The sequence below is a fragment of the Sorangiineae bacterium MSr12523 genome (assembly GCA_037157775.1).
GTDB lineage: Bacteria > Myxococcota_A > Polyangia > Polyangiales > Polyangiaceae > Pendulispora > Pendulispora brunnea.
On sequence record CP089982.1, the window covers coordinates 12486351 to 12507731 of the forward strand.

The following is a 21381-nucleotide window of genomic DNA, read 5'->3' on the forward strand; positions in this document are numbered from 1 at the left end:
CGCGAACGAAGGGCTAGCTCGTGAGGCAACACGGGAGAGCTACTTCCTCTTAGCACACGTCTCGAGACGTCGAGTCGGAGAAGTCGAGCCATTCGGAAAGACTGTCGCGCTGCTCCCATCGCGCGTCCGGCCGCGGACGTTCGGCAACGGCCCACGTTTCTGCGCTCCACGCCTTGGAACGCTCGTAAACGTGGTCTCCATGCGCCCGCAGCTCGATCCGCCGGTTCTCGGGCAGGTCGGGGGAATCGACCACCGCTAGATTTTCCATGAGCTCCGAATGGCGCCGCGGCGCCGCGATGCAGGCATGGACGCCGGGTTGTGCGAGCGAATAGCGATAACAGTCCGGCGCGGTCACCGGCGACGAGAGCGCGACGGGCGATCGATGGAGCATGCGCCCGTAGCAAAGATTCGAGAACGTCAGCACGCCCGTGCCGTGCGATGCGCAGTGCGGGAACACATTCGCCTCGGCGCCCCGGTGTGCAGCGCTATGGCGCACCATCACGACGTCGAACCCTTCCTTGGCGGCCCGGCATGCCAAATCGCGATCGTGCGTCGAGACGCCGAACGCCCGAACCAGGCCACGCTTCACGAGCTGACGCAAAACGTCGCCCGTGGCTTCGATGCGGGCGGCCGATCGGGTCCAAAAGGCGAGAAACACGTCGAGCGAGTCACGCTTCAACGTGCGGAGGGCCCGCACCACGTCCCGTTCGATGGCATCCGCGTCGGCGTGGTACGTGCCAGCCACGACGACGGCATCGGCGCGATTCCGGAGAAAGCGCGCAAGCTCTCGGTGGCTCGGCTCCCAGAAGTACAGGTTGACGCCCCGCTCGTATGCGCGCGAAAAATCGACGAAGTCGAGGCCGTGCGCACCCGAGAGCCCGAAGGGATGAACGCGAATGCCCGTCCGGCCTAGGGTACGTGTGTGAGCGCTCGGAGCCTGCACCCGCTCGACGCGAGCCGGTGACGCGACACACGGAGGGCGCTCCCGGACGACGTCGTCGAGCAGCGCAAGATGGGCCAGCGCCTCGGTATCGGTCTCGGCGATCTTCGCGTTCATCCCATGGCCGAGGCTCAGCAGCGTGTACGCTGCAATGCGTTCGCTGCTCTGAAGGGCCCCTGCATCGAGAAGGCGCCGCACGGATTCGGTGCGCTCGGCGAGCGCCTCGGTGGCAATGCTGCGAACCCCGTGGTCGACGTCCCGCGCCAGGCGGAGAAGGGTGACGGTCGCTCGATCCGTCGTCTCGGCGACGAGGCCACGGGCAGCCTGGGCACGAAGTTCTGCGTCCGGATCGGCGGCCGCGGACTCCGAAGTGAATACAACGCGGCGCATCCACGGATCGGGATCCAATTCCAGAGTGCGACGCTCGGCCGACGTGAGGTCCCCAAGGGCCACCCGTGCCGAAACGGCGGCGGCCCGAATCGCGCCATGCTGGTCGTTCGAAAAGGCGCGAACGATATCGATGTTGCGCGCACCGGCGTGAAGCTCCACGAGGACCGAGCGCACGAACGTGGACTGCGCGGTGGGCTCGAGTCGGAGCAGGATGGCCTTCGCCTCGTGACTCGCCGAACGCGCAAGCCACGCCGCCGTCCGATTTCGGGTCCATTCGTCCCGATCGGAGAGGAGGCTCGCCATGGCATCGAGCAAAGCGCTTCGGCTCGGAGCCGCTTCCGGCACACGAAGCACCGCCGCGCGCCGAACGCGGACGTCTTCATGCGCGATGAGCTCCGTCAGGATGGACCAATTCGGCGCCATCGTCGCGGTGCCGAGCGCCCAGGCAAGCGGCCCCGCGGGCTCTGCGTCCCAGCATTCGAGGATCTGCGCAGCAACGGCCGCCCCGCGCACCCTCGAACGCGCGAGCGTTGCCTCGGCGGCCGCCGGTGCGTACGGGATCCGTTCGTCCACGAGATGCCGCGTCACCGCGTAAAGCGTCTTTTCGTCACCTCGGGCCGAGATCTCGGTGACCGCGATTCGGCGCAGCGCTTGGTGCGCATGCGCGAGGGCACCGAGGAGATCGCACGGCGCCACGCGCCCGCTCTGCTGCCGAAGCCGGGCGGTGACGACGGCCGGATCGGGATCGTCCGCCCCCGGAATCGCGACAGGCGGGAGCGGAGCGCATGGATCGTGCGTGTCGATCGTCGCATCGAGCATGGCCGCCGCACGCCGTGCCGCAACGCGCACCCTCCAGAAAGGGTCGCGACTTGCGAGCGCGAGCACCGGCAGCGCATCGAGCCCAAAGGTTCGGGCCGCGAAAAGAAGGGCCATTCGCCGCACCCGAAAACCGCGGTCGTACCGGCAGGCGTACGCCGCGCGGTGGAGCGAATCGGTATCCTCGGCGCGGGCAAGCGCAACGAACGCCGCTTCCCGAACCCGCATCGATGAATCCTGCGCGGCGTCTCGCACGTACGGAAGGAGATGACGCGCCGCCGCCGCGTCCAAACGCTGCAGCGCCGCCGCGCGCACCTCCGCATCATCATCGGCGACGAAGGCATCCCGAAGCTCGAATCTATCCGCCCGATCCGCGGGATCGCATCGCGCCACCCGCATCCTTCGCGTGCGGCGGCCTTCGAACGAGCCGCTCACGGTACGGGTTTTCCAGTGAACGGATTCACCCTCGGGCGACGTTCGTGCTTCGGCAAGATGGTCATGGGTTCTTTGGTGAACGGGTTGATCGCCTGCCGCGTCTCTTCTTCTTTGGACGCCAGGACCCGCAGGCGATGGCGCACTTCCGCACGCATGGACGCGCGCACCTGTTTTGCGTTGTCGCTTAGCTCGACGGGCGTCCAGTAGAAGAGCACCTTGTTTCGCGTCACGACGAAGTCGCGAGCATAGGCGATGCCGGCACCCTCGGCAGCCGCCAACTCCGGGCGGAGGCATTGGCGACAAAGACATGGCAAGGTCGTAGCCTCGTGTCGCGCAAAGAGGACGCCGCGTTCGGAAAGGAGCGCGATGCCCTCGGCGGCCTGGCCCGCATCGAACAAACCCCGAGCCTCCGACTCGAGTCGGGCATCGTCCTTCGCCGTCACACGCCGCTTCTCACGCCTCGCGGGCGCCGGCTCGACGGGCGCCGGTTCGACGGGCGCCGGCTTCCCCCCAAACCAAGCTTTGATCTTGTCGAAAATGGACATCAGACGCGCCCAGCGTACCCCATGTCATCCCCCACGAGCCGCTTCAATCGGCGTGCATCACCTCGCGCAGAGCGGCAATGAGTGCGTTGGGCTCGTCCACGAAAAGGCGAACCTCGTCGGCCGTGCGCGGTATATTGAAAATACCGTAAAGCTCGATGCGCGTGCGCAGATACACGACCACGTTGGGCGTATCCATGCCCACCGGCGTGATGTCCACCGCACCGGGCCGCGGGGAGAGCACGCCCGGCGCGCGCGCCACGCGATCGATGGCGTCGTAGGGCACCAGCCCGTTCCACCGAAGCCCGAGTCGAAGCTCGAGGCCCTCGGGACGAAGCACATGGGCGGACTCCCGCATCAAGCGCGCGTCGCCAATCAGCCAGATCACGCCATAGGCACTCAGCCCAGCAATCACCCGTTGAAGCACCGTCTTCCAGCCGCCGGAGCCGAGCACATGGGCGAGCAGGAGGTGCATGACCGGTATTTCGATGGCCATGAGCAGAATCAGCACGAACAAAATCGGCTTGTACTGACTCGTGTGCCTCGTGGTGGCATGGCGCGCGCCGCCCGGCGCATCCGCGATGGCGCGAAATGCGATGGCGCGCAAGAAGGCGCCCATGATGCGCACTTCCGAGATCCACTCGTAGCGCCGCTTCGTCATGCCTGGGCATTCGGCCACCCACGAACGAGCGTTGCGCGAAAAATCGCGCCAGACATCAAGGCAAGCTTGCAGGTCCCGATGCCTCCTTCGTGATAAAAAGTTGCATGTGGACGACGTGAAACAGGTTCCGGTGCTCATCGTTGGCGGAGGCCCCGTCGGCCTTTCGGTTGCCATTGGACTTCGCCGTTGGGGTATCGCGTGCCTGTTGGTCGAAAAACACGAAAGCACACTCGATTTCCCAAAAGGGAGACTCGTCTCCCCGCGCTCGATGGAAATCTATCGCGCCTGGGCCATCGAAGAGGCCATTGCCGAAGCGGGATTGGCGCGCGACGAGAGCCTTTTTCTCTTTACGGGCAATACGCTATTGGCAGATTCGTTTTCCCGAGAAGGTGTCTGCTCCAAAGCCGATGATCTGAATTTCAGTCCAACGAAAAGGCTCCTCTGCTCGCAAGACGTCATGGAGCCGGTGCTGCTCCAATGGGCAAAGAAGCTTGGGGCCGACGTGCGCTTCGCGACGAAGCTCGAGAGCTTCACCCAAGACGACCATCGGGTTAGCGCCACCCTTCGTGACGAGCGAACGGGAGAAATCTCCACCGTTCATGCGACCTATCTGGTGGCCGCGGACGGAGCCCGCAGCGGCGTGCGGGCGCAACTCGGCATCGGCGTTCGCGGGCCGGGGCCGCTGGGGCGGGTGGTGAGCATCCTCGTCGAGGCCGACCTCGCGTCCCGTATCGCGGATCGCCGAAGTGGGCTTTACCGCGTGCATCATCCGCGCCCTGTCCTCTTTGCCGTCGTCGACAACGAGCGGCGATGGCTCATGATGGTCCGCGACGATGCCGAGGCACCGGCCCCGGCAAGCGACGAAGCGTGCCTTTCGCTGGCACGCGAGAGCATCGGCGACCCCACCGTTCCCGTTCGTATCGGTGGCCGGAGGCTCTGGAGTCCCACGGGGGAAATTGCCGAGCGCTTCAAGCAGGGGCGGGTCTTCTTGATCGGCGACGCCGCACACGTCATGACCCCGAATGGGGGCTTTGGCATGAACTGCGGGATTGCGGATGCCCACAACCTCGTTTGGAAGCTGGCCACCGTTCTCACGGGATGCGCTCATCCGGCGGTGCTCGATACGTACGAGCCGGAGCGGCAGCCTGTCGCGGAGCAAGCCATGGCGGCGAGCTTCGTGATGGCGCAACAGCTCCTCACGCAGCCTCGTTTCGACGCGCACGGCATCTTCTTCGGTGCGAGCTACGGGTCGGCGGCGATCCTGCCAGATGGAACCTCAGCGCCGCTCGTCGACGATCCCATTCATGATTACGTTCCCGTCGCCCGGCCCGGGCACCGCGCTCCCCATGTGTGGATTTCATACGACGCGCGCCGGACATCCACGGTGGATCTCTTTGGACGCGGCTTCGTTCTCTTGTCCGGCGGCCACCTGCGCGAGGCCTACGCGTCCGCGTTCACGGCGGCGACGCAGGCGACCGGTGTAGCCGGACGCCATTGCGCTGTGGACGAACCTGCGTGGTGCGAAGTCTACGGCGTGCAGCCCGACGGCGCCGTTCTCGTGCGGCCCGATGGACACGTGGCATGGCGCACCGCAACCTCGCCGCCCGATCTTCCTGCAGCCGTCGCACACGCGCTGAAGGTGGCGACGGGCGGTGAGCGATGAGGCATTACCCAGCCCGCCGCTGTTCGGCCGCATTGCGCTTGGCGCGGTCGCTCACGATGAGCACGACCGAGCCGACGATGATGGCGCCGCCGAGCAGCAAATTGCGCGTGACGGGCTCCTTGTCGACAACCGCGCCCAAGGCCACGGCGACGATGGGATTCACGTACGCGTAGGTGGCCACGATGTCGTTGGGCAAGGTGCGGATCGCGTAGACGTACGCACTGAATGCCACCATCGAGCCGAGGATCGTGAGCCACACCATCGCCATCGCCGAGCGGGTGGAGACCTCGGCGAGATGAAACGATGCGAGCTCGCCCCGCGCCGCCCCCAGGATCAACAGCAGCACGCCGCCCGAGAGCATCTGGAGCGAGGTTCCCACCAGCGGATGCTTCGGCAAGGTGACCATGCGCGTGAACACGGAGCCGGCGGCCCAAAACACCGAGGCGACGAGCACGATGGCCGTGGCGCCGAGGTCGATGGCGCTGCCTGGACCACCGACGAGCACGGCGACGCCGGCGGTGCCGAGCACCAGCGCCGCGATGAGCGGGCCCGGAATGCGGCTCTTGGTGACCGCGGCATGAATGAGCACCATCCACGCCGGAACGGTCGCCACGATCAGTGCCGCCAACCCCGAGTGCAATTTCTTCTCACTGAGACTCAGCAGGCCGTTGCCACCCACGAGCAGCAGCGCTCCAATGAGGATCGATGAGCGCACCTGCGGCCACGTCAGTCGATCCTTCCCGCGCGCATGCTGCGGCCCGAGCACCGCGAACATGGCCGCACCGGCGAGCCCGTAGCGAGCTCCAGCCATGATGAACGGCGGAATGGTTTCCACCGCCGCACGGATGCCGAGGTACGTGGAGCCCCAGAGAAACCAGACCGTGATCAAGGCGGCCCAGGGGAGGAATTGGCTTCGAGCCGGTGCTTGGCGAAGCAAATGAGCTTCAGTACCCATGTTACCTCTGTTTATTAGGTCTGTTGACCGTGTTGCCTCTTTACATTAGGAACAGAGGGGACGAAGGCAAGGATGTCGCGCAAATTGGATGAGATCGATGCCACGTTGTTGAGGATGCTGAGCTCGAACGGGCGCCAGACCGTGCGCGCGCTCGCTCAAGAGGTGAGCCTCTCGGAGCCGTCCGTGCGCGATCGGCTCCTTCGCCTCGAGCGGGAGGGCGTGATCACCGGCTACCACGCCACGATCGATCCTTCGGCGGTGGGAGGGGGGACGGCGGCATTCGTCGCGCTTCGCTTTCAACCGAGCGAGATCAGCAAGAAGACGATGAACGAAGCGCTTCTCGCCGAACCGTGCGTGCTCGAGGCCCACGAGGTCGCGGGGGAGGATTGTTACCTCCTGAAGCTCCGCGTGGAGTCGACGCAGGCGCTTGCGGACGCGTTGGATCGCCTGCGGAAGATGCCCACGGTCGATACGCGCACGACGATCGTGCTGCGGACGATCTTCGAGCGATCGCTGGATCCTGCGCCGGACGCGTAGCGTCGGTCCCTTCCGCTCGCCACGGCCGACGACCCGCGCCCACACGATGCGCGCTGTTTTTCGAATGCGCCGAAACCAACCCGCGCGCCGGCAGTACTCGAGGACATGAAGGCGGACACGTACCAAGCTCCTCAGCTCATGTCCGTCACGTTCGTTGGGCTTTCTGCCTAGTCGAACGGAAATCAGAGCAGAGGGACCTTGAAAAACTGAACGTCCAGTTTAGATTCTTCTCATACGAAACTGGACGGGCAGTTTAGAAAATCTGGAGATACGATCATGAACTCGATTCGTCTTGCCTCGATGGTTGCTTCGTTTGCCTTTGGTCTCGTTGGTTACGCCTCGCAGGCGTTCGCGGAGACGCCCGCCAGCTTCGATCCTTCCAGCACCTACCAGCCTTCGCCAAACTCGCGCCCGTTGGCGGTGCAGCCTCCGGTTTCCGTGACCGGCGTGGTGGGAAGCAACCTTCGGACGGCTCCCGTGAAGTCGTCGGCCGTCGCGAGCTACGATCCTTCGAGCACCTACCAGCCTTCCCCGAATTCGCGCCCGCTGGCGGTGCAGCCTCCCGTCGCGGTGACCGGCGCCGTCGGTAGTCCGGTGCGCGTTGCTCCGGTGCAGGCGGCGCAGGTGGCCAAGTCGGTTCCGGTGGTGTCGACGGTCCTGACCGCGCCCGCGATGCCGGCGCCCGCCCGAATCGAGGCCGCGCAGCCCGCGATGGCGCTCAATTACGGATCGGTTTCGACGGCGTACAATCCTTCGCCGAACTACAAGCCGGTGTTCGTTTCGCCGAATGTCATTGCGGCGCAGAAGGCGCAGCGCACCGCCGCCCTTCGCGTGTCGGCCTCGGAAGGCCAGCCCGGCATCAGCCCCAACGTCCGCTAATTGCATCACCCATTGGTCACTTCTTATCCAGAATAACCGCGCGCAGGCCCGCCCCAATCGACGATGCATCGGCAGGGCCGTTTCCGAGAAGGGTATAGGCAAATCCGAGCTCGGGAATGCGCGCGAGCGCCGCGTGAAGCGGTTCAATGAATAGTATTTCGAATTTGCGCGACGGAGTTGGAAATGCCCGACCATCACGAACCATGTGGGCTCGGGTCGGACGAAAACGACGTGGCGCAAGCGAGGCCCTCTCTTGACACCGGGTCAATAGGGCGGATACTCGGCGGCTCCGAGTATCCACATCACGAGGTCCTCGTATGAGCCAATCGCCCGTTTCGCTACTTGGAATCGCGATCAGCGTAGTCCTGTTGGCCGCATGCGGTGAATTGCCAAATGGAGCGGACGAAAATTCCGTCGGCCAATCCGTGTCGGCCGTGGCGGGCGTCGTTCCACCGAGTCAGGACCTATTTTACGAAGTGCCATCGAATGTGGCGAGCTACGCGCCCGGCGGCGTGATTCGATCCCGCGAGATCGTGCCCAAATGGGCGATCGGTGATATTCCCGCGGTGCACGCCTGGCAGGTATTGTACCGCACCAACGATGGCGAAGACGCGCCCACCGCCACGGTGGCGACCATCGTGATTCCCGACGCACCCTGGCGGGGTGCAGGTACGCGTCCGCTCGTCTCCTATCAAAGCGCGGAAGATTCGGTGGGCATCGATTGTGCACCATCGTACTCCTGGCGAAACGGCATTTTTGCCGGACTGGGTGAACCCCTGGCGGATCCGTTCGCGGTCGCCCCTGCGCTGCTTTCCGGGTGGGCGGTCGTGGTGCCCGACTACGAAGGTCCGAAAGGCATGTTCGGTGTGGGTCGAATGGCCGGACACGGCGTGCTCGATGGACTTCGCGCGGCGCTGAAATTTGCTCCGGCCGGCCTGGACGAGGGCACCAAAGTGGCGACCTTTGGTTATTCGGGCGGCGGACTTGCGACCGGCTGGGCCGCGGAGCTTCAAGGCAGCTACGCGCCGGAGTTGAATTACGTGGGCTCGGCAACGGGCGGCACACCCGCGAAGATCCTCGACGTCGTGAAGTGGCTCACGGGCACCGGGCGATTCGCGGCCGGGCTGGCTGCGGGTGGGATTATTGGGATTATGAAGCAGTATCCCGAGCTCCAGGGATTGCTGAACGACAAAGGTCGCGCCCTGTATCAGAAGTACCAAAACGCGTGCGCCCTGGAATTGGTCGCGGCGCTACCCTTTGCCGATATTCAGCAGTACACCGACTCGCCGGATCTCTTCAGCGAGCCGGCCGTCGTTGCCGTGACCGGGCGGCAAAGCATGGGAAGTCATGCGCCGAAGGCGCCCGTCGTGAGCACTCATGGCGTTCTCGATGAAGTGGTCCCGTTCGCCCAGGACAAAAAAGCGGTCAAGCAATGGTGTGCAGGTGGAGCCAAGGTCAATGTGCATTGGCCCCTGCTCGCCGAACACGGTTTGGGCGTGGTCCCGTGGTACGTGGATGTGTATCCGTTCCTGAACGATCGCTTTGCAGGTAAAGCGCCCGTCAATGACTGTTGGTGGGTTGGCACGGATTGACCAAAGGCCGCACCGCTCAATCTTTCATCGCGCGCAACTCGGAGCGAAGGATCTTCCCCGTCGCGTTGCGCGGCAGCTCATCGAGGATGACGATGTCGCGAGGTACTTCGTAGCGTGCAACGTGGCGGCGGACGTAGTCCTCGAGGGACTCGATGGAGGTCGAGTGGCTGCGCAATACGACGAAGGCACGAAGCCTCTGGCCGAATTCCGCGTCCGGAACCCCGATGACCGCCGCTTCGATGACGTCGTCGTGTGCGCCGAGGACATGTTCGACGCCTTGCGGAAATACGTTTTCGCCACCGGAGACGATCATCTCGTCCACTCGTCCGTCGATGAACAGGCGACCCGCCGCGTCGAAGTGACCGACATCGCCCGTGCTCATGAGGCCCGCGAGCATTTCCTTGCTCCCGCCACCGGAGTAGCCGCCGAATACCATTTCGCCACCCACCAGGATTCGACCCGTTCGACCCACCGCGACGGGGGCGCCGGCATCATCGACGATCCCGATGGGGGTGGCGAGAACGGGGCGGCCGACGGTGCCGGGGGCTGCCCGCAGGTCGGCCGGCGTTGCCAGCGCCGCAATGCCAACTTCGGAGGAGCCATACCCGTTGTAAAGGACATCGCCCACGGCATCCATGAACGCCGTGGCCAGCGAAGGCACGAGCGGAGCGCCGCCCGATAGAACCGCCCGAAGCGCCGTACCGCGCCCGAGCGACGATGCGGCGAGAAGGCGTTGCAGCATGACGGGGACGACACCCAGGGTCGTCACGCGATGGCGCGTGATGGCGGCAGCGACCTCCTCGGCCACGAATCGACGCTGCAGAACCAGCGTGGAACCGAGCATGAGCCCCATGAGCATCATCACCATGCCGAAGCCGTGAAACAGCGGTACGGCGATGAACGTGGACTCGCATGCGCGCAAGCGAAGGCGCGACAGTGCGGTGATGCCCGCTCCTGCAATGGAACCCAGCGACGGTTTGCGCGGCACCCCTTTGGGCGCGCCCGTCGTGCCCGAGGTGAGCAAGATCAAGGAACCGACGTGACCTGGGCGCCGTGCGCATTGCCCCTGGCGCGCGATGAGGTCCTCGAGGTTCGGTTCTGCGCCGGCATCGTGCCAGGCGAGCACGCGCGGTCCGCGATATCCGGCGGCGGCAATCGGTTCGGCAAATTCTTCGTCGTGGACGATGGCTCCCAGGGTGTGGCGCTCCAGGGCGCGTGCGAGTTGCGGTCCAGGAATTTCGGTATTCAAAAGGACGACGTCGGCGCCGATTTTTGCGGCTGCAAGCATCGATTCCACGAACCCGCGGTGGTTGCGACACATGACCGCGAGCGCGCGCTGGGGGCCAACGCCGAAGTCGTGCGCGAGCGCGGCCGCCAGTGCATTCGAGCGGCGTTCGAGTTCGGCATAGGTCAACGTTCCGCGCTCATCGAGGATGGCCGGGTGGTTCGGCCAACGCGCCGCGGATACGGCGGCGAGCATTGCTGGAGAAACCCCGTTGCGGTGTGCGGCAAGGCCCATCTTCACGGCACGCCATGGAGCCACCGGCCCGATGACACCGGATTGCACGAGGGCGACACCCCCGGCCGCGCAGAGACGTGCCGCATCGAGAGCCCGCATCACGTTCGTCCTCGGGCACGGGGATGGTGCGTGGGAGGCGCCTCGATTCCCAATGCGCTCTCCGAATCGCGCGAGCGCCGATGCAGAAACGCCAGACCATGGGCCAGCGGGCCACGGGCGATCAAGCTTCCAAATTCCGCGGGCCATACCCACCACGGCGTGATCTCACGCGGTCTGTGCACGATGGCACGGGCCACCAGATCCGCGGCCTCGTCGGGATGAAGGCCGGGAAGTTTGCGCATGATGGGGGTAGGAGCACTCATGCGCGTGTAAATCAGCCCCATGTAAATGGTGCTGACGGTAAGGCCATCGGCTTGAATCTCGGGGGTGATGCTGCGCAGCCAAATATCGAAAGCGCCTTTCGACGATTGGTAAACGCCCCACCGCGGGCCAGGTACGATCCGCACCCCGACGGTGGAGACATTGACGATGTGCCCGCGTCCACGGGCGCGCATGGGTGGCAGGAGCCCGAGCAGCAACCGCGCGGGGCCGAGGTAGTTCACACCCATCGTGCGCGTGAAGTCGTGAAATCGGTCGTATTGAAGGTGCAGCGACCGCCGGATCGACTTGCCGGCGTTGTTCACGACGATATCGACGTGGCCATGGTCCGCCAAAATGCGTTGGACGAGCTCTTCGACCGCTTTGTCGTTGCAGAGATCGACGGCGTAGGTCTGGGCCTTGCCACCGCCCGCGGTGATCTGGGCGGCGACGTTGGCCAGGCGCTCGCTGGTGCGCGCGACCAGGAGCACAGTGGCGCCCGCGGCTCCGAGCTTTCGCGCGGTGGCCTCCCCGAGGCCGTAGGAGGCACCCGTCACGAGCACGACTTTGTCGCGAACCGTCGCATGCAGCGCCGCATCGTTGGCGAGGCCGGCGGGATTGACGATCCGTTTCACCAGCCGCCGTGCGGCCCTTCCTGGCGAGAGAAACGCGTCCATTATGAACAACGTTCATATTGGCACGCGCGGCGGGCCTGTCAACCGCCGCGCACGGCTTCGATGCCGGCCGTAAGAACCCGAGCCGCAAATTCCGTGAGCTCTCGGCGCGTGCCCGCGTGGAGTCGATGGCGAATGCCCGAGACCTGATCGGCCAGGCCCACCATCGTGGCCCACACGAGTCGCACGGCGAGCAGGCGCTGCTCCTCGCGCATGCCGGCCAGGGCGGGATCCAACCGCGCCACGGCCATCCATGCCGTTGCAATCACTTGCCGCGCGGCACTGACAAGCCGCCCGGCGACGGCCGGTGCGATCTCTTGCTCGAGCTTCTCACCCGCCATCAGCGAGACGAGATTGAGCTCGCGGCCGAACACGGCGTAGACGTCGAAGTACTGCTCGGCCACGATCACCAGCACCTCTTGGGGCGTTTTCGCGGCCGCGCACGACAGGGCCAGTTCGGCGACGAGGCGCTCCAGCCGCTCGGCATAGAGCACGGCGAACAGCTCCTCTTTCGACGTGAAGTAGGTGTACAACGTGCCCAGGCTCACCTGCGCGCCCTCCGCGACCGTGCGCATGTTCAGGTTCGCGAGCCCCTCTTTTGCGAGAACCTCGGCCCCCGCTCGGCAAATGTCGAGAAAACGGGCTTCGCGATCGCCCCACTGCGTTTTGGATTTTCGGGTCGCCATGATTCGCGTTCCGCACAATCATAAATGAACATTGTTCATTTTGCCCGTCCGATGCGGTCGCTTTGGGTCGCGCAAGAAGGAGGCGGACAACCACACGATGCGCGCTGTTTTTCAGACACCCCGAAACCAACTGCGGTGCCGTCGGTACTCCAGGACATGAAGCATCGCGGTTCCAAGAAGACGGATGCTTCGGCGGACATGAAACGAGCTCCTCGACACATGTCCGTCACGTTCGACGGGGCTTCTGCCTAGTCGAACGAAAAGGGACGAGGGGTCTTGAAAAACTGAACGTCCAGTTTAGATTCTAAATATAAGAAACTGAACGAACAGTTTAGAAAAACACACGGAGATACAGTCATGAACTCGATTCGTTTTGCCTCGATGGTTGCTGCGTTTGCTGTTGGTCTGGTTGGGTACGCTTCGGAGGCGCTTGCGGAACAGCCTGTTGGTCAGGTCGACCCGTCCAGCATCTACCAACCGACCCCGAATTCCCGCCCGCTGGCGGTGCAGCCTCCGGTCACGGTGACCGGCGTCGTCGGTAGCCCGGCCCGTGTTGCGCCGGCCCCGGCCGCGCAGATGGCGAAGGCTCCCAAGGTCTCGACGACGACCATCACCTCTGCGACGTTCTACAACCCCTCGCCCAACGAACGCACCGCGGCCGTCACCGCTCCTGCGGCGTCGGCGTCCACGTCGGCTTCGACGGCCTACAATCCTTCGCCGAACTACAAGCCGGTGTTCGTTGCGCCGACCGTCACCGCGGCCAACGTGGGCAAGGCCCCCGCGGCTGCCCCGAGCCAGACGCTCTCGAGCTTGTACAATCCGTCGCCCAATGCCGTTGCGGCGCCCGCGGCCGAGACCCGCGTTGCCACGCAGAAGGCGCAGCAGCGCACCGCGGCCCTTCGCGTTTCGGCTTCGGAAGGCCTGCCCGGCATCAGCCCGAACCTCCGCTAATCGTGACGGCGACCACCCAACGACACCACGGATAGGACATGAACCAACTTGGCGGGCCTGAATCAGCCCTTTTCACGGACTCGAATCATCATGAACAAGAACGCATCCACCCCCCACATCGAATCGAAACCACGAGGACGTCCACGTAGTCCAGAGATCGAGGCGGCCATTCTGACCGCCACCACGGAGCTTCTGGCGACGAAATCGCTCCGCGAAGTCACTGCCGACGCGATCGCGCAACGCGCGGGTGTCAGCAAGGCCACGCTGTACAAGTGGTGGCCGAACAAGAATCTCGTCGCGCTGGATGCGTTCTTGTCGATCATGCGACAGAACGTCGATATTCCGAATACCGGTTCCGCTTTTCGCGATTTCAAATTGGAGCTTCAATCCGTTCTTCGCTTTTACGTCGGTCCGCAGGGAAGGCTGTTTCGCGAATTCATCGCGGAGGGGCAGAGTGACCCCGAGTTTCTCGAGCTCTTTCGCCGGCGATTTCTGGCCTCGCGGCACGACGATGTGCGCATCATTTGGGAGCGCGGGGTGCGCCGCGGCGAAATTCGCAGCGACGTCGACCCGGATATCGGGATGGACATGATCTTTGGCCCCCTGATTGCGCGTATGCTTTACGGTCGCGGGCCGCTCGACGATACGAGCGCCGAGGCGGTTGTCGCCCTCGTATTCGGCGGCATTCAAAAGGCAGCCGCGTAGCGGCCGAGGCCCCTTTCGACCGGATGGTGATGGAACTCTCGCCTTCCGTCATCTCATGACGCGCATCGAAGCACTGCCAGTTCGCGTCATTGCACCGCGTCTCCTCATTGCACTCGGCAACGAATCGATATCGATTTCGACGAAGCGCGAACCATCGTGCCTACGTGGCGAGACTTCGCGCAACCGACATGAGAACGACACCGAGCGACGGTAGCGTCTCGCGCCCAACGAGATTGTTGCCTTGCACGCCAATCAGGTGCAGATTCCATGTCCAAAATGAAAACCGCGTTGCGAGTTCTCACGGGAGCTGGCTGGATGCTCTTGGCCGGTGTCGCATTGGCGGATCCGCCGCAGGCCCTCGATTGGAATGCGCCGTGGTCGGACCGCAGCTACGAGCCGGCATTCGACTACGATGGTGACGGTTGCTACCCCACGCCCGCCATTGGCCGGGATGGAACGATCAATCGCGGTTTGAATCCGAGCGGCGCGCTCAATGGCCAGTGTCACGATATGTCGGACCTGGACAATACGAATGGCTACTCACGCTCCAAGTGCAACCATGGTTGGTGCGCGTACATGTACGGTCTTTATTTCGAGAAAGACCAAGCCGTCGCGGGATCGGGGATCGGCGGGCATCGAAATGATTGGGAGCACGTCGTCGTGTGGGTTCCCGACGGGGATTGGCCGGCGTACGTTTCCGTATCTGCGCACGGTAACTACACCACGTATTCGCGCAACGACGTCCCCTGGGACGACTCGGGCACGCACCCCAAGGTCATCTACCACAAGGACGGCATCCGCACGCACTGCTTCCGGATCGCCGGATTCGGCGAGCAGCCCGAGAATCTCAAAGGCTCGTGGCAATTCCCTCCCCTCATCGGCTGGGACAATTACCCGCCGGGCTTTCGCGACAAGTTGACCCAATACGATTTCGGCAGTGCGCAGTTTGGACTGCGGGACGGCAGCTTCAATGGAGAACTCTCCAAAGCGAAGCCGGCGAACATCCCGTTCGATCCCAACGGCTAGGCTAGAACGCGCGATCGAATTCCGTGACGACGTCGGCGTCCCCGGTGATGTCGGAGGCGGGAATGCTGGGCGTGAGATCGGCCGCGGAGGCAAGCCGCGCGGCGAATTCCTCCTGCATCCAAGGAGGTATTTCGTCGGGCTTGTCGCAATTGAGACGAATCTGTTCGCCGACGACCACGACGTTGTCGTTGGCCCGCAATGCGATATCGCCCGCGGTGGTCTCGATGGCCGCCTGTTGCGCCACGATGCGCGCCTCCTCGCGGGCCTGAACCTCGAACCGCTCGCATGCGACGGAAACGGTGTGCGCCGCATGCAACTCGATGTCTGCGGCTTCGAAAACGAGCTTCGGTCCCGCGTCGGTGAGGTGCACGGTGAGCTCGACCCGTCCGCCGTTGCCCACCACGCGCAGCGTCTCGTGGCTGCCCGTCCGCTGCACCTCGATGCTGCGCCCCGACGGCAGCGCCATGGTGCCCCAGCGTTCCAATCGTTCCAATCGTTCACCGAGCATGGTCATCGTGCCCTCCAGCGCACCGCATGGCGCATGCGCGTGACGTGTGCCTCCGTGAGAAGCTGCCCCGCCCAATGCCGCGCCGCCCACACCATGGTGAGCTGCCCCTCGTCGGGCCTCAGCACCACGGAGCGAAGCGATGCCTCGGTCTCGACGACGCGCCCATTGGGAAGCTCGATGAGGATCTGCGGCGCCTCGTCGGGCAACGGAATATCCAAGCGCGGCGCGGTGGGGTGCATGCCCCAGAGCACGATGGTCTCCCGTCCGGTGAGCGGCGCGACGGCGAGCCAGGGCGATGCTCCGTGGTAAAACCGTCCCTGCCCGGGGGCGCCTGGAACGAAGCCGACGCCGTCGTCGTTGGGTCGCTGCGCTACGAGCTCCGCGGGAATCACGCCGCCGCGCACCTCGCTGAAATCGGAGGGCTCGCACTTGTGCGGTGCGCCCATGGCAAGCAAAAAAGCCAAACGGGGAAACCACGATGGGTCGAACCAATCGAACCCCGCCGGGAAAGGCGCCTTCGGCCACTGGTACGAATCGCCGGTGCAAAGCCGCGAAGGCGTGAGCATATCCTCGGGAAACTCGAGGTTCGGTAGCATCATCGCATCGAACGCCGCACGCGAGGGGTGCACCAGGAACCCGCGGCCAGCGGGATTGCGCGGATATCGATACAAGGACAAGCTATTACCGTCGAATTTCGAGTGCTTGCCCAGCCAATTCGCAATGCGATCGGGGTGCTCCGCCGCCGACCAGAGATCGCATCCGCCATAGGCGCGATCGTAGGTGAGGGGCATTCGCTCGAAGGGCACCGGCGGCGTGAACATCACGTCATGACCTTGGCCCCGATATTCGACGCGCCGATCCCCGGTCACGCGGATACGCCGCGCGGGGCCATCCGGCTGATTCGTGCCGACGATGCTGACCCCCACGTCCATGCACGGCACCGGCCCATTCGTGGAGTACGCGGTACCTTGAACCACCACGTCGGTGCCGGATTTCATATGGCAAAATATATCGGGATCGGTCCGTGGCGCCGTTTCGCTCCCTTGGCCGGTCGCCTCGTAATACACGGGGTCGATGTGCAATGGCACTTGCAACGGCGCCACGACGGGCCGGTGCCCGGGCGCGAACGTGTACGTGCGCTTCGCGAATGCATGCAAAATGGCCGTCCCGTCCGGCGCATCCACCGCATCGATGAGCGAGAGACTCCCTGCGGTGCTCATTTGTCGATCTGACCCCCGAGCCACTCGCCGAACTCCTCCGCTCCTTTCATCACACCCCTATCGTTGATGAGTTTCGACGCGTCGCCTTGGGGGAAAAAGTTCGCAAAAGGTAAGAAATTACCATCCTTGACCATATCTCCCATGCCTTTTACGAGCGTGTCATTCAGAAGCGCGCCAAGCGGCGTCGACGTCGAGCCATTGTCGAGGTATTCGCGGGTTACCCTATTGATGACTTTATCTCCGAGCCATCGGGTGACGGTGTTCGAGAGTCGGGCCGAAAGTGCATGCAATTTTTGTAGGCCCGCGTCTTCGAGCGCATTCAGGACTTTGCTCGGCAGGTTCTTGCCGAGAAGTTTCCCGAGGGCAAGGTTCAAAGCCTTGGAGAGCGCGACGTCCGTCAGCGTGGTCACGACATTGCCAATGACGTCGCCGAGGGTCATGCCCGCCCTGACCGAGTTGGCGGACTGCATGGAAAGAAAAGCGGGTAAATCGCACGGATCGGAGCAGACCATGGAGTTGAGTGGTGCGATGTTCACCCCGAACAAGGACCCTTCGATCAGCATGACCGCTGGATTGTCGCCCTTGGCGGTGATGTTGGCCTTGATCGAATAAGGCCCCCAAATCGTCTTCGTGCCGCCGAGGGCGATGACGGGGATGCACAGCCCCAGATCGAAAATGGGAGTTACCACGGCGGGAGGCCCGGGGAGCCAAGGCGTGCTGAGGTGCATCCGGAAATACCGAACATCGCTGCCCAGTTTGACCATGCCCTCCCTTTGGCAGAATACCGAGCCAGACTCCATGTCACCGGCGGGTGTCAGCGTGGTCGGGCCCATGGAAAACCACAGGTTCTTGGGTTTCGGGGTCGGTACGGTGATGAGAATGCCCATTCCGAGGGCGGTGTGCATCTCCAAACCGAAGACCCAGCCTGATGGTTTTACGAGTGGGCAGTGAAGGGGCATCAGGATGCTCGCTCGAGTCCGTGGAGGGCGCGCAGAACGGCCACGCGCGTTTCGCCCCGACGTACGGCGTATCGAAACGACGCACGGAGCGTGAGCACGACCAGCCGCGTGTCCAACATCACCCAAATTCCGCTGTATGCAAGTGGGCAATCGATGCGGTCGACGCCATTGGCCGCGTGCACGACGAGCCCCAGGGGCGGCACGTAAAAGGAGGCTCGGTTCTCGCCAAAGGCGATATCCACAGGATCCCCATCGTACAGTCCGGGGATGACGTTTCGCGGAGGTGCTGCGCACATGACGCATTCCGCAGCCCGAGCACGCGCCTCTTGTACCGTTACCGGGGATTGGTTTCGGCTGCGCTCGCGGATCCATTGCGCCATTTGCCAAACGGGGGCGTTGGCGATGGGGCCCCACGCGACGGGCATGGGTCGATCGTTCCAATTCGAGATGCGGTCGTGGCGATCTTCCAGGTTGGGAAGGAGGCCGTTCACGGCGGCGTCTGCGGACAGGTAGGCGCCACGTCCCGAGGGGTTGAATGCATCGGGGACGCCCACACCGTCTTGCGAGATCGTTCCCCCCAGGGCGCGCGTCCAGTCGACGGGCATCTCCATGAATGGACGCGGGTCGGTCGCGATGAGGGTGCCGCCGGCTTTGCGCCATACGCGATCACCGATGACCAAGACGTCATTGGCATGCGCGCCGGCGCGCACGCTGGCCTCGAGCCACGTGACCGGTTTGGACGATGTTGCCGTGCCCGTGACGACGACATCACAGCCCGTGCGGCTTGCGACATCGTCCGAAGGAAAAACTCCATGCGCGGTGCGCACCGGCTGCGCGAACACCGGCCATGGTTCGGCGGCGGGCACCAGGTGGCCGTCGCCTTCGAGCCGGAACGTGGCCCGCGCGACCAGCCAGCCGACATTGACGTTCTCCTCGGCACCACCGAAAAAGAAGCGCGCCGGCCATCGAGACTCGTTGATGAATTGCATGAAATTCGATCAGGGATTGAGATTCACCGCGGGGGCGCTGATGTTCGCGACCTGGCCGGCGCTGATGTTGGCGGTGCCGCTGGCGGAGGTGTTGAGGTCGCCCCCGGTGGCGTCGATCTTGATGGTGCCGCATTGGAAGGTGGCATTGCCGCCCGTGAGGAAGAAGATCTGAACGCCGGCGACGTCGACAGCGACCTGCGCACTTGCCCAAATCGAAACGGCCGTGGGGGATACCTGAATGGACGTGCCGTGGCAGGTGAGATTCAAAACCGTGTCGGCGTTGATGTTCACCTGCTTCCCACTCAGGGTGATGTCTCCCGACGACGTGATATCGATGTTGCCGGTGACGTTTTGGGTATGTGCTCCGAGCACCTTGGCGGTTTCGTTGCCTGCGATGGTCTTTTCACGATTGCCGGTGACGTTGATGCTTTGATTCGCCGTCACGCTGATCGATTGATTCGCACCCGCGGAGAGCGATTGGTCGGCGCCCGACGACAGCGATTGGTTCGCGCCGGCGGAATGCGACTGATCGGCCCCGGCCGAGAACGATTGATTCACGCCCGCGGAATGCGTTTGATTCGCTCCCACCGTCGTCGTGTCGTTCGCTCCGACGGTCGACGTTTGGTTCGCGCCAATGGTCGTCGACTTGTTGGCCCCGATGCTGCTCGTTTTGCTCGCGCCGATGCTTTCCGTGTGCGCACTCTGGACCGTGATATCCATGTTGCGCTGCGCGTGGATGTAGATCTTTTCCTGACCGGTGTGGTTGTCCTGCGTGATCTCGTTGAAGCCGCCGCCGCCCGGGACGCTTTTCGTTTTCCATGTGCTATTGGCCACGTCCATCGGCATTTTGTACGGCTGCGTGTCCACGCTGTTGTAAACGGCGCCGATGACCACCGGGCGGTCGATGTCGCCGTCGATGAAGTCCACCAGGACCTCCGAGCCGACTTTGTGGGCCTGCCAAAAGCCTTCGTCGTAGCTGCCGACGGGGGTCATCATGCGGATCCAGCACGAGCTGTTCTCGTCGTGGTTTCCGTCCCGGTCCCAGTGAAACTGCACTTTGATGCGCCCATATTCGTCGACGAAGGGGTCGCCGTTGGTCGGGCCAACCACGCGTGCGCTCTCCAGACGTGAGGGCGGTTTTGGCAGGTGCGGCGGATGAATGGTGATCTCCGCCGGCACCGCCTCGAACGAGGTGAGCTCCTCGCTGGTGCGCCCGACCATCGCGCCGACTCCGCTCGTGGGAAGGGAGAGGAGTCCGTGGACCTTGCCGGCAACCGATACGCGGGTGAGAAGGAGCTTTCGGTTGAACGCCGCATCGCGATGGCCGTGCAAGGTGAACGTCTTGCCCGGGAAGAAACGCAACATCGATGCCGTCCCGCTGAGCGTGAAGGCGTCTGCCCGCTCCTGTGCGAGGCGCAGTTGCGCGCGTCGTTCTGCGAGTTCGTGCATATCGCGGAATCCGGCGGCATAGGCCCGCCGCTCCCGGCGAGCGTGCCCCGTGCTCGGATCGAGCTCGGCGCGCCCCTGCAGCCGCGCCGAGGGGCTGCGAAAGTCGTAATCGCGATGTTCGATGGCGCCGGTGCGCACGCGCTGTGCGCGCTGAATGCTGCACACGTGCTCGCCGGAGACGGCGCCGCTGTCATGATGGAAGTCGACGTCCGCGTCGTTGGCCAAATCGGTGAACCCGTCGCGGCGATTCGTGAACACGACGACGGTCGTGTCGGGCGTTCGGTCGAAGTAGTAGTGAAGGCCCTCGTGGGCGGCGAGGCGCGCGATGAAGTCGAGATCCGTCTCGTCGGCCTGCACGGTGTACTCGTGCGTGGGGAGAGGAGGGTAGACGTGGAAGACGGTTTGGATGGCCTCGGGCCGCACGACCTCGCGGATGATTTGTTCCACGGTCATCTGCTGGAAAATGCGGTAGCCGCCCGAATACCGCAGGTTCGACAGGTGCGGCTCGATGACCACTGTGGTGGACGCGCGGTTGTCCCCCACGTACGCGCCATCGGGGAGAACCTCGGTGACGGTTCCGTGAATGACGAGCTCCGTGTTCCCACCGCGCGCCACGGAGAACGCTGCGTCGCGCCCGAGGGCCACCTCGAGATCCTGCACGTCTTCCGGCTCGGTGATGACGGTGATCGAGTAGGAAAATAGCGAGGAGAGGCGCTCGTAACCTTCGAACGCGGCCACGGTCAAGATGGACTCGTCGACGTCGGCAATCTGCAAGCGGCATCGCAAGTCGTCGTAGTGGTTTACGAGCGACGGCATCGCAACGTTCATATCTCTTGAACATTGCGCATTAATTCGAGCTCGACAATGTACCAAGCCGGTACAGCGCAGGTACGCCACGGCCGGTACATCGATACAGGCGAGCTTTCGC

Annotated in this window: 19 protein-coding genes; 7 read left to right on the forward strand and 12 right to left on the reverse strand. The window is 64.0% G+C overall.

Annotation, left to right across the window (positions count from 1 at the left end):
- Positions 1–49: 49 nt before the first annotated feature.
- The 3 genes from LZC95_49380 to LZC95_49390 are packed head-to-tail and all read right to left on the reverse strand — an operon-like array spanning position 50 to position 3784.
- Positions 50–2581, reverse strand: a complete 2532-nt coding sequence (locus LZC95_49380) for an aldo/keto reductase (protein ID WXA94448.1) — start codon at positions 2579–2581, stop codon at positions 50–52.
- A complete protein-coding gene (locus LZC95_49385; protein ID WXA94449.1) occupies positions 2578–3126 on the reverse strand; it encodes a hypothetical protein in 549 nt (182 codons plus the stop codon). Before LZC95_49385 ends, LZC95_49380 begins: the two co-directional genes overlap by 4 nt.
- 43 nt (positions 3127–3169) lie before the next feature.
- Positions 3170–3784, reverse strand: a complete 615-nt coding sequence (locus tag LZC95_49390; protein WXA94450.1) for a hypothetical protein — start codon at positions 3782–3784, stop codon at positions 3170–3172.
- A 106-nt stretch (positions 3785–3890) separates the two neighbouring features.
- On the opposite strand from LZC95_49390, the gene LZC95_49395 reads away from it, so the two are divergent.
- Entirely contained in the window at positions 3891–5447 is a 1557-nt protein-coding gene (locus tag LZC95_49395; protein WXA94451.1) for an FAD-dependent monooxygenase, read from the forward strand.
- Between the two features lie 4 nt (positions 5448–5451).
- Here LZC95_49395 and LZC95_49400 read toward each other — a convergent pair whose 3' ends face one another.
- Positions 5452–6402, reverse strand: coding sequence for an EamA family transporter (locus LZC95_49400; protein WXA94452.1), 951 nt, complete (start codon positions 6400–6402; stop codon positions 5452–5454).
- A 72-nt stretch (positions 6403–6474) separates the two neighbouring features.
- On the opposite strand from LZC95_49400, the gene LZC95_49405 reads away from it, so the two are divergent.
- The 3 genes from LZC95_49405 (at position 6475) to LZC95_49415 (ending at position 9410) form a co-directional block, all read left to right on the forward strand.
- Entirely contained in the window at positions 6475–6939 is a 465-nt protein-coding gene (locus LZC95_49405; protein ID WXA94453.1) for an Lrp/AsnC family transcriptional regulator, read from the forward strand.
- 276 nt (positions 6940–7215) lie between these two features.
- On the forward strand, positions 7216–7818 hold the full coding sequence (locus LZC95_49410) for a hypothetical protein (GenBank protein ID WXA94454.1): 603 nt from the start codon (positions 7216–7218) through the stop codon (positions 7816–7818).
- Between the two features lie 317 nt (positions 7819–8135).
- Positions 8136–9410: a lipase family protein gene (locus LZC95_49415; GenBank protein WXA94455.1), complete on the forward strand. Its 1275-nt coding sequence runs from the start codon at positions 8136–8138 to the stop codon at positions 9408–9410.
- Between the two features lie 16 nt (positions 9411–9426).
- Here LZC95_49415 and LZC95_49420 read toward each other — a convergent pair whose 3' ends face one another.
- From LZC95_49420 to LZC95_49430, 3 genes are read right to left on the reverse strand one after another with little or no spacing between them, the layout of a single operon-like run.
- Entirely contained in the window at positions 9427–11028 is a 1602-nt protein-coding gene (locus LZC95_49420; GenBank protein ID WXA94456.1) for an AMP-binding protein, read from the reverse strand.
- Positions 11028–11963, reverse strand: a complete 936-nt coding sequence (locus LZC95_49425; GenBank protein ID WXA94457.1) for an SDR family NAD(P)-dependent oxidoreductase — start codon at positions 11961–11963, stop codon at positions 11028–11030. Before LZC95_49425 ends, LZC95_49420 begins: the two co-directional genes overlap by 1 nt.
- 38 nt (positions 11964–12001) lie before the next feature.
- A complete protein-coding gene (locus LZC95_49430) occupies positions 12002–12646 on the reverse strand; it encodes a TetR family transcriptional regulator (protein ID WXA94458.1) in 645 nt (214 codons plus the stop codon).
- Positions 12647–13003: 357 nt separating this feature from the next.
- On the opposite strand from LZC95_49430, the gene LZC95_49435 reads away from it, so the two are divergent.
- The 3 genes from LZC95_49435 to LZC95_49445 all read left to right on the forward strand — a co-directional run bounded on the left by LZC95_49435 (position 13004) and on the right by LZC95_49445 (position 15328).
- Positions 13004–13597 carry a hypothetical protein gene (locus LZC95_49435; protein ID WXA94459.1) on the forward strand — a complete coding sequence of 198 codons (594 nt, stop codon included), beginning with the start codon at positions 13004–13006 and terminating at the stop codon, positions 13595–13597.
- 90 nt (positions 13598–13687) lie between these two features.
- On the forward strand, positions 13688–14302 hold the full coding sequence (locus LZC95_49440) for a TetR/AcrR family transcriptional regulator (GenBank protein WXA94460.1): 615 nt from the start codon (positions 13688–13690) through the stop codon (positions 14300–14302).
- Between the two features lie 267 nt (positions 14303–14569).
- On the forward strand, positions 14570–15328 hold the full coding sequence (locus LZC95_49445; protein ID WXA94461.1) for an NPP1 family protein: 759 nt from the start codon (positions 14570–14572) through the stop codon (positions 15326–15328).
- A 1-nt stretch (position 15329) separates the two neighbouring features.
- Here LZC95_49445 and LZC95_49450 read toward each other — a convergent pair whose 3' ends face one another.
- The 5 genes from LZC95_49450 to vgrG all read right to left on the reverse strand — a co-directional run bounded on the left by LZC95_49450 (position 15330) and on the right by vgrG (position 21269).
- Entirely contained in the window at positions 15330–15842 is a 513-nt protein-coding gene (locus tag LZC95_49450) for a hypothetical protein (GenBank protein ID WXA94462.1), read from the reverse strand.
- Complete coding sequence (locus LZC95_49455) at positions 15839–17056, reverse strand: DUF2169 domain-containing protein (protein ID WXA94463.1); 1218 nt, start codon at positions 17054–17056, stop codon at positions 15839–15841. Before LZC95_49455 ends, LZC95_49450 begins: the two co-directional genes overlap by 4 nt.
- A complete protein-coding gene (locus LZC95_49460) occupies positions 17053–17943 on the reverse strand; it encodes a hypothetical protein (protein ID WXA94464.1) in 891 nt (296 codons plus the stop codon). Before LZC95_49460 ends, LZC95_49455 begins: the two co-directional genes overlap by 4 nt.
- 71 nt (positions 17944–18014) lie before the next feature.
- A complete protein-coding gene (locus LZC95_49465) occupies positions 18015–19004 on the reverse strand; it encodes a DUF2169 domain-containing protein (GenBank protein ID WXA94465.1) in 990 nt (329 codons plus the stop codon).
- 9 nt (positions 19005–19013) lie between these two features.
- Positions 19014–21269 carry a type VI secretion system tip protein VgrG gene (vgrG, locus tag LZC95_49470; protein ID WXA94466.1) on the reverse strand — a complete coding sequence of 752 codons (2256 nt, stop codon included), beginning with the start codon at positions 21267–21269 and terminating at the stop codon, positions 19014–19016.
- Positions 21270–21381 lie beyond the last annotated feature (112 nt).